Below are 14,998 nucleotides of genomic sequence, written 5' to 3' on the forward strand. Positions count from 1 at the left end.
GCCTCCGGTGGCAATTTTGCCGGTAGTTCGGGGCTTTCTGTAGCATTGGCGGGCGCGCCGTGGGCGCGCCTTTAGCTTTATTTGAATGGAGAGCGCTATGGCTTGGAATGAGCCGGGTGGCAACTCGAACAACCAGGATCCCTGGGGCAGTGGTGGCGGTGGCCGTCGCGGTGGCGGCGACCAGAAAGGCCCGCCGGATCTCGATGAGGCTTTCCGCAAGCTGCAGGACAGCCTGAACGGCATGTTCGGTGGCAAGAAGCGTGGCGGCGGCAGCAACTTTGGTGGCAGCGGCAAGCGCGGTGGCTTCGGCCTGGTCTGGGTTGCCTTGGTCGTACTGCTGGCTGTGTGGTTGTTCAATGCCATCTACATCGTCGACGAGCAGGAGCAGGCCGTAGTACTGCGCTTCGGCAAGTACCATGAGACGGTAGGGCCGGGCCTGAACATCTACTTCCCGCCGATTGATCGCAAGTTCCAGGAAAATGTCACCCGCGAGCGCTCGTACAGCAAGCAGGGTCAGATGCTCACCGAGGATGAGAACATCATCGAGGTGCCGCTTACCGTTCAGTACAAGATCAGCGACCTCCAAGCGTTCGTGCTCAACGTCGATCAGCCTGAAGTGAGCCTGCAGCATGCGACCGATAGTGCCGTGCGCCACGTGGTGGGTTCGACGGCTATGGATCAGGTGCTGACCGAAGGTCGTGAAGTCATGGCTGGCGAGGTCAAGGAACGTTTGCAGAAGTTCCTCGATAATTACGCCACTGGTATCGCGGTCACCCAGGTCAACCTGCAGAGTGCGGCTGCGCCGCGTGAAGTGCAGGAAGCCTTCGATGACGTTATTCGTGCACGTGAAGACGAACAGCGTGAGAAAAATCAGGCCGAATCGTACGCCAATGGCGTAATTCCCGAAGCCCGCGGTCAGGCCCAGCGCATGCTGGAAGAAGCCAGTGGTTACCGTGACTCGGTGATCTCCCGTGCCCAGGGTGAGGCGGATCGCTTCAGCAAGCTGGTCGCCGAGTATCGCAAGGCGCCGGAAGTCACGCGTGAGCGGCTGTATCTGGAAACCATGCAGGAAGTCATGAGCAGTACCAGTAAGGTCATGGTGAGCGGCGATGGTGGGCAGAACCTGCTCTATTTGCCGCTGGACAAGATGATCAACAGTCGTGGTGCGAGCACGCCGGCTCCGGCCGGGGTTGCCTCGGGCGCGGCTACGCAGAGCACTCGTCTGCCGCCGGAGCTGGATCCGCGTGAAGTTCGTACGAGGGAGGGCCGCTAATGAGCAATAAATCCCTTACCGCCCTGATCGTGGGCGTGGTGGCGGCAATCGTCCTGTGGAACAGCTTCTACATCGTCTCGCAGACCGAGCGCGCGGTGCTGCTGCGCTTCGGTCGTATCGTCGAGCCTGATGTGAAGCCTGGCCTGCACATGAAGATTCCGTACGTGAACTCGGTGCGAAAATTCGATGCGCGGCTGCTGACGCTGGATACCACGACTTCCCGTTTCCTGACCCTGGAAAAGAAAGCGCTGATGGTCGACTCCTACGCCAAGTGGCGTGTGGATGATGCCGAGCGCTTCTACACCGCGACCTCGGGTATGAAGCAGATTGCCGACGAGCGTCTGGCTCGTCGTCTGGAAGCGGCGCTGCGTGACCAGTTCGGTAAGCGCACGCTGCACGAGTCGGTATCCGGTCAACGTGACGAGTTGATGGCCCAGGTCACCACCAGTCTGAACCGCGCCGCTCAGCAGGAGCTGGGTATCGAAGTGGTCGATGTCCGCGTCAAGGGCATCGATTTGCCGCGGGAAGTCAACCGCAGCGTGTTCGAGCGGATGAGCTCCGAGCGTGAGCGCGAGGCTCGTGAGCATCGCGCCAAGGGTAAGGAGCTTGCAGAAGGTATCCGCGCCGACGCCGATCGCCAGCGCCGTGTCCTGCTGGCCGAGGCCTTCCGCGAGGCCGAGGAGCTGCGTGGTGATGGCGATGCTCAGGCTGCTGCCATCTATGCCGCGGCTTATGGTCAGGACCAGGAGTTCTACGCCTTCCATCGCAGTCTGCAGGCTTATCGTGAGAGCTTCTCCAGCAAGGAAGACGTGCTGGTGCTCGATCCGAAGAGCGATTTCTTCCGTTATCTGGAAAAGAGCAACTAGTCGTTGATGGTGAGATGAAGGTTCCCCGGCGGCACGGCCGTGCCGTCGGGTGACCGGTAGAGAAAAGATTGCTATGATCCGCCAGCCGGGAAAATCCCGGCTTTTTTGCGTCTGTGCCCTTGAGGTCGCAGGCTATCCCAGGCATGCAGCGGTCATGCCGATCCCTTCACAGGGCATGGCTCGGATGCCATGGTTCGAATACAACTGCACGCGACCGAAGGCCGGCTAAGGCTGCTGCCGCGGTTTTCGTCTGGGCTTACCGGAACGAGAGGTGATTTCGCGAATGGCAACGGTAGACCGCTGGCTTCTGCCAGATGGCATCGAAGAGGTGCTGCCGCCGGAGGCGGCGCGTATCGAAACGGCGCGTCGGCGCGTGCTGGACCTGTTCCAGCGTTGGGGCTACGAGCTGGTCATCACTCCGCACGTGGAGTTTCTCGAGTCATTGCTCACCGGTTCCGGGCAGGATCTGGATCTGCGCACCTTCAAGGTCATCGACCCGCTTTCCGGTCGCCAGATGGGGCTGCGGGCCGATATCACGCCACAAGTAGCCCGTGTCGATGCGCATACCCTGCGTCGCGAAGGCCCCAGTCGCCTGTGCTATGCCGGAAGTGTGTTGCATGCCAAGCCGCAGGCGCTTTCCACCTCGCGCAGCCCCATCCAGTTGGGGGCCGAGTTGTATGGTGATGCGTCTGCCGCCAGTGATGTCGAAGTCATCAGTCTGATGCTGGAGATGCTCGAGCTCGCCGATGTGCCGGATGTGCACATGGATCTCGGGCATGTCGGCATCTATCGCGGTCTGGCCAAGGCTGCCGGGCTGAGCGGCGAAGCCGAGCAACGGTTGTTCGATGCGCTGCAGCGCAAGGCGATGGATGAGATTGCCGAGCAGACTGCTGCGCTCGACCCTGCATTGGCCGGCATGTTGCGCGCACTGGCACGGCTGTGCGGTGGGCGGGAAGTGCTCGACCAGGCCCGTAGGACGTTGGCGGCTGCTCCTGTCGAAGTGCAGGCCGCGCTGGAAGCGCTGACAGCCATTGCCGATCAGCTGGCGGCGCGTTATCCGGATGTGCCGCTTTATTTCGATTTGGGCGAGTTGCGTGGCTATCACTACCATACTGGAGTGGTGTTCGCGGTATTCGTACCCGGTGTCGGTCAGTCGATCGCGCAGGGTGGTCGTTATGACGACATTGGCGCCGACTTCGGTCGCGCACGTCCGGCGACGGGGTTTTCCACCGACCTTAAAACGCTGGTTGGTCTGGGGAATGCTGATCTTTCGGCGCCTGTGTCAGGTGTTTGGGCGCCGCAAGACGGCGAGCCGGGTTTGTGGGATGCGGTCCGTCAGTTGCGCCGACAGGGCGAACGCGTGGTGCAAGCCCTTGATGGGCAGTCGCGAGCCGATGCCGCGCAGCTGGGCTGCGATCGGCAATTGCTATTGAAGGATGGTGTCTGGGCGGTGGCTTCGCTGGCGTCCTGATGGTTGTGGCGCCGCGCTGCGGCGCTGGCCTGGTTTCGATTATCGCCGGTTGCGACCGGCATGCTTCGCCGAAGAGGACAGAGGGTTATGGGTAAGAACGTCGTGGTCCTGGGCACCCAATGGGGTGATGAGGGCAAGGGCAAGATCGTCGATCTGCTGACCGATCAGGCGGCTGCGGTCGTGCGTTACCAGGGCGGCCACAATGCCGGGCATACCTTGGTCATCGACGGTGAGAAGACCGTGCTGCACCTGATTCCGTCCGGCATCCTGCGTGACAATGTGCAGTGTCTGATCGGTAATGGCGTGGTGGTCGCTCCCGACGCATTGCTGCGTGAAATCACCAAGCTGGAAGAAAAGGGCGTGCCGGTACGCGAGCGCCTGCGCATCAGTCCATCCTGTACGCTGATCCTGCCCTACCACGTGGCGCTGGACCAGGCGCGCGAGGCTTCGCGCTCGGAAGGCAAGATCGGCACGACGGGTCGTGGCATTGGCCCGGCTTACGAGGACAAGGTTGCGCGTCGCGGTCTGCGCATTGCTGACCTGTTCAACCCGGAGCGCTTCGCGGTCAAGCTGCGCGAGCTGCTGGAATACCACAACTTCGTGCTGCAGAACTTCTACAAGGTCGAGCCGGTTGATTTCCAGAAGACCCTGGATGAGGCGCTTGGCTACGCGGAAATCCTCAAGCCGTTGATCACCGATGTCACTGCCCGCCTGCACGAGCTGCGCAAGCAGGGTGCCTGCATCATGTTCGAGGGTGCGCAGGGCTCGCTGCTGGACATCGACCATGGCACCTATCCCTACGTCACCAGCTCCAGCACCACTGCCGGCGGCACTGCCACCGGTTCGGGCTTCGGTCCGCTGTATCTGGATTACATCCTCGGTATCACCAAGGCCTACACCACGCGCGTGGGTTCCGGTCCGTTCCCCACCGAGCTGTTCGATGATATCGGTGCTCGCCTGGCCGAGCGCGGTCACGAGTTCGGTTCCACTACCGGTCGTGCGCGCCGCTGTGGCTGGTTCGATGCGGTGATCCTGCGTCGTGCCATCGAGATCAACAGCATATCCGGCATCTGCCTGACCAAGCTCGACGTGCTCGACGGCCTGGAAACCATTCGCATCTGTGTTGGTTACAAGGATAGTAGCGGCGATGTTCTGGTTGATGCGCCGACCGATGCGGACAGCTATGACGGCCTGCAGCCGGTATACGAAGAGATGCCGGGCTGGAGCGAGTCGACCGTTGGTGCGAAGACCCTCGATGAGCTGCCCGCCAATGCGCGTGCGTACATCAAGCGCCTCGAGGAGTTGGTCGAGGCGCCGGTGGATATCATCTCTACCGGTCCGGATCGCAACGAAACCATCGTGCTGCGCCATCCGTACGCCTGATAAAGGCTGCCGGGTACAAAAAGACCGCCTCCGGGCGGTCTTCTTTTATCTGGCATGGTCGGCTATCAGGAGGGGTGTTCGGCCAGTTGGTCGCCGAAACGAAAAAAACCGAGCCAGGGGCTCGGTTTTTTCTTGAAGAGTGGTGCCCAGGAGAAGACTCGAACTTCCACGGTGTTGCCACCGCTAGGACCTGAACCTAGTGCGTCTACCAATTCCGCCACCTGGGCACATTGCGATGATCGCTCATCGACTTTTGCCATTTCACCGATCGGATCGGTCGAAGTTGGCTTCTTCGTCTTGCATGAGACTCGCCAAGTCACAGCGGGTTTCATTTGAATAAGTGGTGCCCAGGAGAAGACTCGAACTTCCACGGTGTTGCCACCGCTAGGACCTGAACCTAGTGCGTCTACCAATTCCGCCACCTGGGCACGAGAAACGATGATACTAAGCCGTTTCCGTGTTACAACGTCTGCCAGACATTGTGGGCGCGAACTATACGGCTGAGGTTTGGCCTTGTAAACCCCTGATGGCGAAAAATAATTCGCATGAAAGCTGCCGTCCGGCGGCGATTCGCGCTTCAATAGAAAAAGGGCGTTCTGCCTCTATAAATGAATGAAAGGTGACATCTCTTAATGGCCGATTGGCAATCCCTCGACCCCGAGGCCGCTCGTGAAGCGGAAAAGTACGAAAACCCTATTCCCAGTCGTGAGCTGATTCTTCAGCATCTCGGCGAACGTGGCTCACCAGCTGCCCGCGAAGAGTTGGTCGAAGAGTTCGGGCTGCAGTCCGACGAAGATATCGAAGCGCTGCGTCGCCGTCTGCGCGCGATGGAGCGCGACGGCCAGCTGATCTACACCCGGCGCGGCACCTATGCCCCGGTGGACAAGCTGGATCTGGTCTGTGGTCGTGTCAGTGGCCATCGTGACGGTTTTGGATTCCTCGTCCCCGACGATGGCAGCGACGATCTGTTCCTCAGCCCGGCGCAGATGCGCCTGGTGTTCGATGGTGACCGCTGCCTGGCGCGCGTTGCCGGCCTCGATCGCCGTGGGCGCCGCGAGGGCGCCATCGTCGAGGTGATCAGCCGTGCCCACGAGAGCATCGTGGGTCGTTATCACATCGAAAGCGATGTCGGCTTCGTCATTCCGGACAACCCCAAGATCCAGCAAGAAGTGCTGGTCACGCCCGGGCGGGCGCTCGACGCCAAGCCGGGGCAGTTCGTCGAGGTCAAGATCACTCACTGGCCCACCCAGCGCTTCCAGCCGCAGGGCGACATTGTCGAGGTGATCGGCAACTACATGGCGCCGGGCATGGAAATCGATGTGGCGCTGCGCAGCTTCGACATCCCCCACGTCTGGCCGCAGGCGGTGCTCAAGGAGGCGGCCCGGTTCAAGCCCGAGGTGGAGGAGAAGGACAAGCACAAGCGTGTCGACCTGCGGCATCTGCCGTTTGTAACCATCGACGGCGAGGACGCGCGGGACTTCGACGACGCGGTCTATTGCGAGAAGCCCGGCGGCTGGAAGCTGCTCACCGGCGGCTTCCGCCTGTACGTCGCCATCGCCGACGTCTCGCATTACGTCAAGGTCGGCTCGGCGCTGGACAAGGAAGCCGAGCTGCGCGGCAACTCGGTGTACTTCCCCGAGCGGGTGGTGCCGATGCTGCCCGAGGAGCTGTCCAACGGCCTGTGTTCGCTGAACCCGCATGTGGATCGCCTGGCGATGGTCTGTGAGATCACCCTGAACAAGTCGGGCAAGATGACCGACTACCAGTTCTACGAGGCGGTGATTCATTCCCATGCGCGACTGACCTACAACAAGGTCAGTACGATGCTGGAACAGCCCAAGTCCGCCGAAGGCAAGCGCCTGGGCGGCGAGTACGCAGAAGTGCTGCCGCATCTCAAGCAGCTCTATTCGCTGTACAAGGTGCTGCTCAAGGCGCGTCATACCCGTGGCGCGATCGATTTCGAGACCCAGGAAACGCGCATCGTCTTCGGTGGCGACCGCAAGATCGCCGAGATCAAGCCGACCGAGCGCAACGACGCACACAAGCTGATCGAGGAGTGCATGCTCTGCGCCAACGTCGCCACGGCGGCGTTCCTGCAGAAGCATGAGATTCCAGCGCTTTATCGTGTCCACGATGCGCCGCCACTGGAGCGCCAGGAAAAGCTGCGCGCCTTTCTCGGTGAGCTGGGGCTCTCGTTGCACAAGGGCAAGGAAGGTCCGACGCCGAAGGATTACCAAGCGCTGCTTGAGCAGATTCAGGGGCGTCCGGATTTTCATGTGATTCAGACGGTCATGCTGCGTTCGCTGAGTCAGGCGGTATACAGCGCCGAGAACAATGGTCACTTCGGTCTGAACTACGAGGCTTACGCCCACTTCACCTCGCCGATCCGGCGTTATCCCGATCTGTTGGTGCATCGCGCCATTCGTAGTGTCATCCGCTCCCGTCGCGACACGCCGCATGTTCGCCGCGAAGGCGCCACCAGCATGCCCAAGGCGCGTATCTATCCGTACGATGAAGCTGCGCTGGAGCAACTGGGCGAACAGTGCTCGATGACCGAGCGCCGTGCCGACGAGGCTACCCGCGACGTCACCAACTGGCTCAAGTGCGAGTTCATGAAGGATCGCGTCGGAGAGAGCTTCCCCGGTGTGATTACTGCCGTGACTGGTTTCGGCCTGTTCGTCGAACTGACCGACATCTACGTCGAGGGGCTGGTGCACGTCACGGCGATGCCCGGCGACTACTATCACTTCGATCCGCTGCACCACCGCCTGTCCGGCGAGCGCAGCGGCCGCAGCTTCCGCCTGGGCGACAGCGTCGAGGTTCGCGTCATGCGGGTCGATCTGGATGAGCGCAAGATCGATTTCGAGCTGATCGGCGGCGGTACCAAGTCTGCACCGGGGCAGCGTGATGGTGCGAGTCGCGGGCGCGAGCCGGGCAATGCCGATGTGCGCAAGAGTCGAGAATTGAAGAAGGCGTTGCTGGACGAGGCCAAGGGCAGCAGAAAGGGCAAGAGTGAGAAGGCCGCGGGCGGGAGCAAGTCGCGATCAGGCTCCGCCAAGCCGAAATCTGCAGCCAGGTCGGGCGGCAAGTCGTCTGGCTCGAGCGGCGGTGCCAGAAAGCGCAAGGCCAAGTCATGAGCCAGTTGGAAAAGATCTATGGCCTGCACGCCGTCGAGGCGTTGTTGCGCCATCATCCCAAGCGCGTCAAGCAGGTCTGGCTGGCGGAGGGGCGCGGCGATCCGCGCGCCCAGACGTTGATCCAGCTGGCTGCTCAGGCGCGCGTGAGTGTCGGGCAGTGTGAGCGGCGGGAGATGGACGCTTGGGTCGAGGGCGTGCATCAGGGCGTGGTCGCCGAGGTGAGCCCCAGTCAGGTATGGGGCGAGGCCATGCTCGAAGAGTTGCTCGATCGCGCGGATGGCCCGCCTCTGCTGTTGGTGCTGGATGGCGTGACGGATCCGCACAACCTTGGTGCCTGTCTGCGTACCGCGGATGCTGCCGGGGCGCTCGCCGTGATCGTGCCGAAAGACAAGTCGGCCACCCTGAATGCCACCGTGCGCAAGGTTGCCTGCGGCGCGGCGGAAGTGATTCCGCTGGTCGCTGTGACCAACCTTGCGCGTACGCTGGAGAAGCTGCAACAGCGTGGGTTGTGGGTCGTGGGGACTGCAGGCGAGGCCGAGCAATCGCTCTACGATCAGGATCTCACCGGGCCCATCGTGCTTATCATGGGCGCCGAGGGGCGCGGTATGCGGCGCCTGACGCGTGAACACTGCGATTACCTGGTGCGCCTGCCCATGGCTGGTAGTGTCAGCAGCCTGAACGTCTCTGTGGCTACCGGCGTATGCTTGTTCGAGGCGCTGCGTCAGCGCAAGAGCGCCAAGGTCGCCGGCTGAAGGCCTGCCCTGGTGATCTGAAACCGATTGACCTTTTTGTGGTCAATCGGTGTCCAGGCCCGTCCGCGGACAGCGGCTTCTCGTCATTTTTTGCTTGAGGGCTTCGGGTGCTGCCGGAGTCTTGCTGGGTTAGTTACGCGGCGTCAGGCTCGTACCATGGAGGTTGTATGCAGCAGCGCCCGTCTTTCGAAAGCCTGTTTCGGCTATCCCCGAATGCTTATGTCCTGCTTGATCGCGATCTGGTCATTCTGGATGCCAATGCCGCGTACCTGACGCTTACCGGGCGAAAACTGACGGAAATCCAGGGGCAACGCCTGCACGAGGCCTTCGCTGCCGATCCGCTCAGCCCCGAGATGACCCGAGTGCAAGAGTTGCTCGATTCGTTTGCGCGGGTGCTCAGCCGCAAGGCGGTCGATACGCTGCCGGTGATTCGTTACTCCATCGCGCGGCAAACGCCGCTTGGTCCTGTTTATGAGGATCGATACTGGAGTGCCACGCACACGCCGATCCTGGATGAGCAGGGAGAGGTCGTTGCGATTCTGCAGCACACCTCGGACATCACCGAGTTGCAGGCAAGGACGGATTCGTTGAGTCAGGCAGCAGCCGGCCGGCAGCCGGTGCAGCAGTTGGAGCAGGGCGTGATGTCCCGTGCCAGGCTGCTGCAGTCCGAAGGCGAGCAGCTGCGCCGTCTGTTCGCCCAGGCGCCCGGTTTCGTCTGCTTTCTGCGTGGCCCTGATCATGTCTATGAGCTGGTCAACGATGCCTATCGGCAGGTCACCGGGCACCGTCAGCTGCTTGGCAAGACGGTTCGCGAGGGGTTGCCCGAGATCGAGGGACAGGCTTTCATCGGTCTGCTCGACGAGGTCTATCGCACCGGTCAGCCATATGTCGGCAGGCGTGTATCGCTGTTCCTGAGACGACAGCCGGACAAAGAACCACAGGAAGCGATTCTGGATTTCGTTCTGCAGCCGATCGTCGAGAACGATGGCAAGGTCATTGGTATCTTCGTTCAAGGGCAGGATGTGACCGAGCAGCAGCGCAACGAGACGGAGCTGCGGCGTTATCGCGATGACCTGGAAGAGCTGGTCCGTGAGCGAACCCTGGCGCTGGAGCAAAGCGAAGCCGAACGGCAGGTGGCCCAGCAGGCGCTGCAGCAAGCTCAGCGGCTGGAGGCAGTGGGCAAGCTGACTGGTGGCATCGCGCACGACTTCAACAACATGCTGCAGATCATTGGTGGCAACCTGCAGCTGCTGCGGCGCAGCCTCGGCAGTGATCAGACCGCGGCACGTCGCCTGGACTCGGCCGTCAGCGGTGTCGAGAAGGGCGCGCGTCTGGCATCGCAGCTGCTGGCCTTCGCCAGTCGCCAGCCGTTGTTGCCGCGTCAGGTGCATCTGCCGGAGCTGCTCGAGCAGATGCATGAGCTGCTCAACGGGGCGCTGGGTTCGGCGGTGCAGCTGGAGCTGGAGGTTCTGGGTGAGCCATGGCCGGTGTTCGCCGATGTCGGCAATCTGCAGAGCGTTGTGTTGAACCTCGCTTCCAACGCGCGCGATGCGATGGCAGGTAGCGGACGCGTGGTGCTGCGTCTGGAGAATCGCCAGTTGGGCGAAGATGCGCCTGGCGACTCGCGAGGCGATTACGTCCTGCTCAGCGTCATCGATGAGGGGGGCGGCATGAGTGACGACGTTCGCGCGCGGGCATTCGAACCCTTCTTTACCACCAAACAGGACAGCAATGCGTCCGGTCTCGGCTTGAGCATGGTCTATGGCTTCGTCAAGCAGAGCGGTGGTTTCGTCACGCTGGAGAGCGGCGAGCGTGGTGGCACCGCCGTGCATGTGCATCTGCCGCGCTGCGTCGACGACGAGCAGCAACAGGCTTGCGGGGGCGATTCCTCGGCCAGTCCGGTCAAGGTGGTGACGGGCGACTCGCGGCCCGCCGATTCGGCGTCAAGCCCGGCGGTAGACGATGCCAGCCTGAAGATCCTCTTCGTCGAGGATGATCCGACCCTACGCATGCTCACCGGCGAAGTCATGATGGAACTCGGTCATCAGGTCGTCGTCAGCGAAACAGCGGAAGAGGCCCTCGAGGCGCTGGAGCAGCAGCCTTTCGACGTGCTGCTGACGGACGTCGGTCTGGCCGGGATGAGCGGGATCGACCTGGCGCGTGAGGCAGGTGCGCGTCACCCGCAGCTATCGCTGGTGATCGCCTCGGGCTATGCGGTCAACGCCTCGGATGTGGGGCTCGATCGGCTGCGTACCATGCTCAAGCCGTACGATATCCACCAGGTTCGCGAGCTGCTCGACGGGATTCGCACTGAGCGTGCGGCGCTGCGCAACTGAATGTCTCATGCTGGTTAAATATTCACCAGTTCGCCTTGCGCCGCTGTCGGCCCTTCTCTAGAATGGCGCCCCTTGCCTGGATGGCAGGCGTTTGCGCGCCTACCTGCAAGTCAAGAAAACAAGTCATTCACTCCTTGCCTGACCGCTTTGTCGGCAGGCTGCAACCCGTAAGGAGCAATTATGCGTCATTACGAAATCATCTTTCTGGTTCACCCGGACCAGAGCGAGCAGGTTGGCGGCATGGTGGAGCGTTACACCAAGCTGATCGAAGAAGACGGTGGCAAGATTCACCGCCTGGAAGACTGGGGCCGTCGTCAGCTGGCTTACGCCATCAACAACGTGCACAAAGCTCACTATGTGATGCTGAACGTCGAGTGCAGTGGCAAGGCCCTGGCCGAGCTGGAAGACAACTTCCGCTACAACGACGCCGTCATCCGTAACCTGATCATTCGTCGCGACGAAGCCGAGACCGAACAGTCTGAAATGCTCAAGGCTGAGGAAAACCGTAGCGAGCGCCGCGAGCGTCGTGATCGCCCTGACAACACTGATGGCTCCAACGAGAGCGACAGTGACAGCGATAACAACGCTGACGAGTAATCCACGGATCTATTGAGGAGCCTATTTCATGGCACGTTTTTTCCGTCGTCGTAAGTTCTGCCGTTTCACCGCCGAAGGCGTGAAAGAGATCGATTACAAGGATCTCAACACCCTGAAGGCCTATATCTCCGAGACCGGCAAGATCGTTCCTAGCCGTATCACCGGAACCAAGGCACGTTATCAGCGTCAGCTGGCTACCGCTATCAAGCGCGCCCGCTACCTGGCCCTGCTGCCCTACACCGACAGCCACGGCCGTTGATCCGGCTGGTCGACAGAAGTAAAGGATAAATCGCATGCGCGCCCTGGCTGAGTTCATCATGCGCGGCCGTATGCAAGCCATCTTCGTGGTGGCAGGTGCTGCAGCGTTGCCTATGCTGTTCTGGCTGAGTGCAGCCGCGGGCAGCCTGGTGTTGTTGCGCCGTGGCCTCAACGATGCGTTGGGTGTGCTGGTCTGGGCGGTATTGCCGGCACTGGCCTGGTGGTACTTCGGCGATCCGCGAACCCTGCTGGTATTGCTGGGCTCGCTGGGGCTGGCGTTACTGCTGCGCAGTCAGGCGTCGTGGGTGCGGGTGATGTTGTGCAGTGTGGGCCTTGGACTGTTGTATGTCTGGGCGCTCGGTGCGGTGTTCGGCGAGCCCATTGCGGCGCTGGCCAACGAACTGCAGAAAGTGTTGCCTGACGCATTGTCGGGTGCCTATCAGCAGCTTTCGGTGGAAGAGCGCGGGCGCTTGGAGTCTTTGTTGGCACCGGTACTGACGGGCCTTTTGGCTGCACTGTTGCAGGTCGTCACCCTGCTGAGCCTGATGCTTGGCCGCTACTGGCAGGCAGCGTTGTACAACCCAGGTGGTTTCGGCAGTGAGTTTCGTGCGCTGCGGTTTCCACCGCTGCTGGCGATGCTGCTGTTGGTCGGCATGTTGCTAGGGCCGAACCTGGGTGCGCAGCTGGCCGTATTGACGCCGTTGTGCAGTGTGCCGCTGGTGTTCGCCGGTATCGCGCTGATGCACGGGCTGGTGGCTCAGGGGCGTCTGCCGCGATTCTGGCTGGTGGGGCTGTACGTCACGCTGGTGCTGTTCATGCAGTTGATTTATCCGTTACTGGCCGTTTTGGCCATTGTCGACAGTCTGTTTGATTTTCGCGGTCGCGCTTCCGGCAAGAACGGCGCGGGACCTGCGAACGGTGAAGGTTAAAAGTTAAGAGGTAAGACTCAAATGGAAGTCATCCTGCTGGAAAAAGTCGCAAACCTGGGCAACCTGGGCGACAAGGTAAACGTCAAGTCTGGTTACGGTCGCAACTACCTGCTGCCGCAGCGCAAGGCTACTGCTGCTACCGCAGCCAACATCGCCGAGTTCGAAGCTCGTCGTGCTGAGCTGGAAAAGGCTGCTGCCGAGCGTAAGGCTTCTGCCGAAACTCGCGCCGCTCAGCTGGCCGAGCTGGAAGTCACCATCACCGCTACCGCGGGCGATGAGGGCAAGCTGTTCGGTTCCATCGGCACTCACGACATCGCCGACGCACTGACCGCCTCCGGCGTTGAAGTAGCGAAGAGCGAAGTCCGTCTGCCGAACGGCACCATCCGTCAGGTTGGTGAGTACGACGTAGCTGTGCACCTGCACACCGATGTCGAAGCGACCGTCAAGCTGATCGTCGTAGCTGGCTAAGCCATCGTCTGGCACCGCTGGTGCCTGACGAGTAACATCGGGCACGTTTCCACGCGAGTGGAGCGTGCCCTTTGTTTTTCTGTAGTTTCGAATTCCGAGTGCCATGAACGACATCAGTGTCCCCCAGCAATACGATCTGGAAACCGCAGCGCTCAAGGTGCCGCCGCACTCCATCGAGGCCGAGCAGGCGGTGCTCGGCGGTCTGATGCTGGACAACAATGCCTGGGAGCGCGTGCTCGACCAGGTGTCCGACGGCGATTTCTATCGTCACGATCATCGCCTCATCTTCCGCGCCATCTTCACCCTGGCCGAGCGCAACTCGCCCTTCGATGTGGTTACCCTGTCCGAGCAGCTGGACAAGGAAGGGCACCTTTCGCAAGTCGGCGGGCTGGCCTATCTCGGTGAGCTGGCGAAGAACACGCCTTCGGTGGCGAACATCAAGGCCTATGCGCAGATCATTCGCGAGCGCGCCACGCTGCGGCAGCTGATCGGCATCAGTAACGAGATCGCCGACAGCGCCTATGCGCCACAAGGGCGTACCGGCGAAGAAATTCTCGATGAAGCCGAGCGCCTGATCTTCCAGATCGCCGAAGCGCGGCCCAAGACCGGCGGACCGATCGGCATCAACGACATCCTGGTCAAGGCTATCGACCGCATCGACACCCTGTTCAACGCGGGCGAGGCGATTACCGGTCTGTCCACCGGCTTCACCGATCTGGACGAAGCCACCAGCGGTCTGCAGCCGGCGGACCTGATCATCGTCGCCGGCCGTCCTTCCATGGGTAAGACGACCTTCGCCATGAACCTCGTCGAAAACGCCGTGCTGCGCACCGACAAGGCCGTGCTGGTGTTCTCCCTGGAAATGCCCGCCGACTCCATCGTCATTCGTATGCTCGCTTCGCTCGGGCGCATCGACCAGACCAAGGTCCGTGCCGGTAAGCTCGAGGACGACGACTGGCCGCGGCTGACTTCGGCGGTGAACCTGCTCAACGATCGCAAGCTGTTCATCGACGACACCGCCGGCATCAGCCCGTCGGAGATGCGCGCGCGGACCCGGCGCCTGGCCCGCGAGCATGGCGAGATCGCCATGATCATGGTCGACTACCTGCAGCTGATGCAGATTCCCGGCTCCAGTGGTGACAACCGGACCAACGAGATCTCCGAGATTTCGCGCTCGCTCAAGGGCCTGGCCAAGGAATTCAACTGTCCGGTGATCGCCCTGTCGCAGCTCAACCGCTCGCTCGAACAGCGTCCCAACAAGCGCCCGGTGAACTCCGACTTGCGCGAGTCGGGGGCAATCGAGCAGGACGCCGACATCATCATGTTCGTTTACCGGGACGAGGTTTATCACCCCGAGACCGAATACAAGGGCGTTGCCGAAATCATCATCGGCAAGCAGCGTAACGGCCCGATTGGGACCACGCGCCTGGCGTTTCTTGGTCGCTATTCACGCTTCGAGAACCTGGCGCCGGGCAGCTATCAGTTCGACGACGAGTAATCGAAGCGGCATCCTATCGGCTGTTCGAAG

At 61.5% G+C, this 14,998-nt stretch carries 12 protein-coding genes and 2 tRNA genes; 12 read left to right on the forward strand and 2 right to left on the reverse strand.

Translation table 11 applies throughout. The features are described 5' to 3' along the window. Nucleotides 1–97 precede the first annotated feature (97 nt). The 4 genes from hflK (at nt 98) to P5704_017530 (ending at nt 4,993) form a co-directional block, all read left to right on the forward strand. Entirely contained in the window at nt 98–1,273 is a 1,176-nt protein-coding gene (gene hflK, locus P5704_017515; GenBank protein ID WOF77819.1) for an FtsH protease activity modulator HflK, read from the forward strand. Next, nucleotides 1,273–2,139: a protease modulator HflC gene (gene hflC / locus P5704_017520; protein WOF77820.1), complete on the forward strand. Its 867-nt coding sequence runs from the start codon at nt 1,273–1,275 to the stop codon at nt 2,137–2,139. The genes hflK and hflC overlap by 1 nt, the downstream gene beginning before the upstream one ends. 283 nt (nt 2,140–2,422) lie before the next feature. Next, a complete protein-coding gene (locus P5704_017525; protein ID WOF77821.1) occupies nt 2,423–3,610 on the forward strand; it encodes an ATP phosphoribosyltransferase regulatory subunit in 1,188 nt (395 codons plus the stop codon). Nucleotides 3,611–3,697: 87 nt separating this feature from the next. Further along, nucleotides 3,698–4,993: an adenylosuccinate synthase gene (locus P5704_017530; protein ID WOF77822.1), complete on the forward strand. Its 1,296-nt coding sequence runs from the start codon at nt 3,698–3,700 to the stop codon at nt 4,991–4,993. A 140-nt stretch (nt 4,994–5,133) separates the two neighbouring features. Here the strand turns inward: P5704_017530 and P5704_017535 are convergent. Next, nucleotides 5,134–5,220, reverse strand: a tRNA-Leu gene (locus tag P5704_017535). Between the two features lie 114 nt (nt 5,221–5,334). Continuing rightward, a tRNA-Leu gene (locus P5704_017540) sits at nt 5,335–5,421 on the reverse strand. A 204-nt stretch (nt 5,422–5,625) separates the two neighbouring features. On the opposite strand from P5704_017540, the gene rnr reads away from it, so the two are divergent. The 8 genes from rnr to dnaB all read left to right on the forward strand — a co-directional run bounded on the left by rnr (nt 5,626) and on the right by dnaB (nt 14,968). Continuing rightward, nucleotides 5,626–8,130 carry a ribonuclease R gene (rnr, locus tag P5704_017545; protein WOF77823.1) on the forward strand — a complete coding sequence of 835 codons (2,505 nt, stop codon included), beginning with the start codon at nt 5,626–5,628 and terminating at the stop codon, nt 8,128–8,130. Next, nucleotides 8,127–8,882 (forward strand): 23S rRNA (guanosine(2251)-2'-O)-methyltransferase RlmB, encoded by a 756-nt coding sequence (gene rlmB, locus P5704_017550; GenBank protein WOF77824.1) that lies wholly within the window; start codon nt 8,127–8,129, stop codon nt 8,880–8,882. Before rnr ends, rlmB begins: the two co-directional genes overlap by 4 nt. A 167-nt stretch (nt 8,883–9,049) precedes the next feature. After that, nucleotides 9,050–11,218, forward strand: a complete 2,169-nt coding sequence (locus tag P5704_017555) for a PAS domain-containing protein (GenBank protein ID WOF77825.1) — start codon at nt 9,050–9,052, stop codon at nt 11,216–11,218. Nucleotides 11,219–11,398: 180 nt separating this feature from the next. Beyond that, nucleotides 11,399–11,815, forward strand: a complete 417-nt coding sequence (gene rpsF, locus P5704_017560) for a 30S ribosomal protein S6 (protein ID WOF77826.1) — start codon at nt 11,399–11,401, stop codon at nt 11,813–11,815. Nucleotides 11,816–11,843: 28 nt separating this feature from the next. Then, nucleotides 11,844–12,074 carry a 30S ribosomal protein S18 gene (gene rpsR / locus P5704_017565; GenBank protein ID WOF77827.1) on the forward strand — a complete coding sequence of 77 codons (231 nt, stop codon included), beginning with the start codon at nt 11,844–11,846 and terminating at the stop codon, nt 12,072–12,074. 34 nt (nt 12,075–12,108) lie between these two features. Beyond that, complete coding sequence (locus P5704_017570) at nt 12,109–13,002, forward strand: hypothetical protein (GenBank protein WOF77828.1); 894 nt, start codon at nt 12,109–12,111, stop codon at nt 13,000–13,002. Nucleotides 13,003–13,023: 21 nt separating this feature from the next. Then, nucleotides 13,024–13,470, forward strand: a complete 447-nt coding sequence (gene rplI / locus P5704_017575) for a 50S ribosomal protein L9 (protein ID WOF77829.1) — start codon at nt 13,024–13,026, stop codon at nt 13,468–13,470. Nucleotides 13,471–13,573: 103 nt separating this feature from the next. After that, nucleotides 13,574–14,968: a replicative DNA helicase gene (gene dnaB, locus P5704_017580; GenBank protein WOF77830.1), complete on the forward strand. Its 1,395-nt coding sequence runs from the start codon at nt 13,574–13,576 to the stop codon at nt 14,966–14,968. The last annotated feature ends 30 nt before the right edge of the window (nt 14,969–14,998 follow it).

It is taken from the genome of Pseudomonas sp. FeN3W (assembly GCA_030263805.2).
In the GTDB taxonomy this organism is placed as follows: Bacteria; Pseudomonadota; Gammaproteobacteria; order Pseudomonadales; family Pseudomonadaceae; genus Stutzerimonas; species Stutzerimonas stutzeri_G.

Coding starts and splice junctions, on each gene's coding strand:
- hflK (WOF77819.1), top strand. CDS start 98: ATGGCTTGGAATGAGCCGGGTGGCAACTCGAACAACCAGGATCCCTGG.
- rpsR (WOF77827.1), top strand. CDS start 11,844: ATGGCACGTTTTTTCCGTCGTCGTAAGTTCTGCCGTTTCACCGCCGAA.
- rplI (WOF77829.1), top strand. CDS start 13,024: ATGGAAGTCATCCTGCTGGAAAAAGTCGCAAACCTGGGCAACCTGGGC.
- P5704_017530 (WOF77822.1), top strand. CDS start 3,698: ATGGGTAAGAACGTCGTGGTCCTGGGCACCCAATGGGGTGATGAGGGC.
- hflC (WOF77820.1), top strand. CDS start 1,273: ATGAGCAATAAATCCCTTACCGCCCTGATCGTGGGCGTGGTGGCGGCA.
- rnr (WOF77823.1), top strand. CDS start 5,626: ATGGCCGATTGGCAATCCCTCGACCCCGAGGCCGCTCGTGAAGCGGAA.
- P5704_017570 (WOF77828.1), top strand. CDS start 12,109: ATGCGCGCCCTGGCTGAGTTCATCATGCGCGGCCGTATGCAAGCCATC.
- rlmB (WOF77824.1), top strand. CDS start 8,127: ATGAGCCAGTTGGAAAAGATCTATGGCCTGCACGCCGTCGAGGCGTTG.
- rpsF (WOF77826.1), top strand. CDS start 11,399: ATGCGTCATTACGAAATCATCTTTCTGGTTCACCCGGACCAGAGCGAG.
- dnaB (WOF77830.1), top strand. CDS start 13,574: ATGAACGACATCAGTGTCCCCCAGCAATACGATCTGGAAACCGCAGCG.
- P5704_017525 (WOF77821.1), top strand. CDS start 2,423: ATGGCAACGGTAGACCGCTGGCTTCTGCCAGATGGCATCGAAGAGGTG.
- P5704_017555 (WOF77825.1), top strand. CDS start 9,050: ATGCAGCAGCGCCCGTCTTTCGAAAGCCTGTTTCGGCTATCCCCGAAT.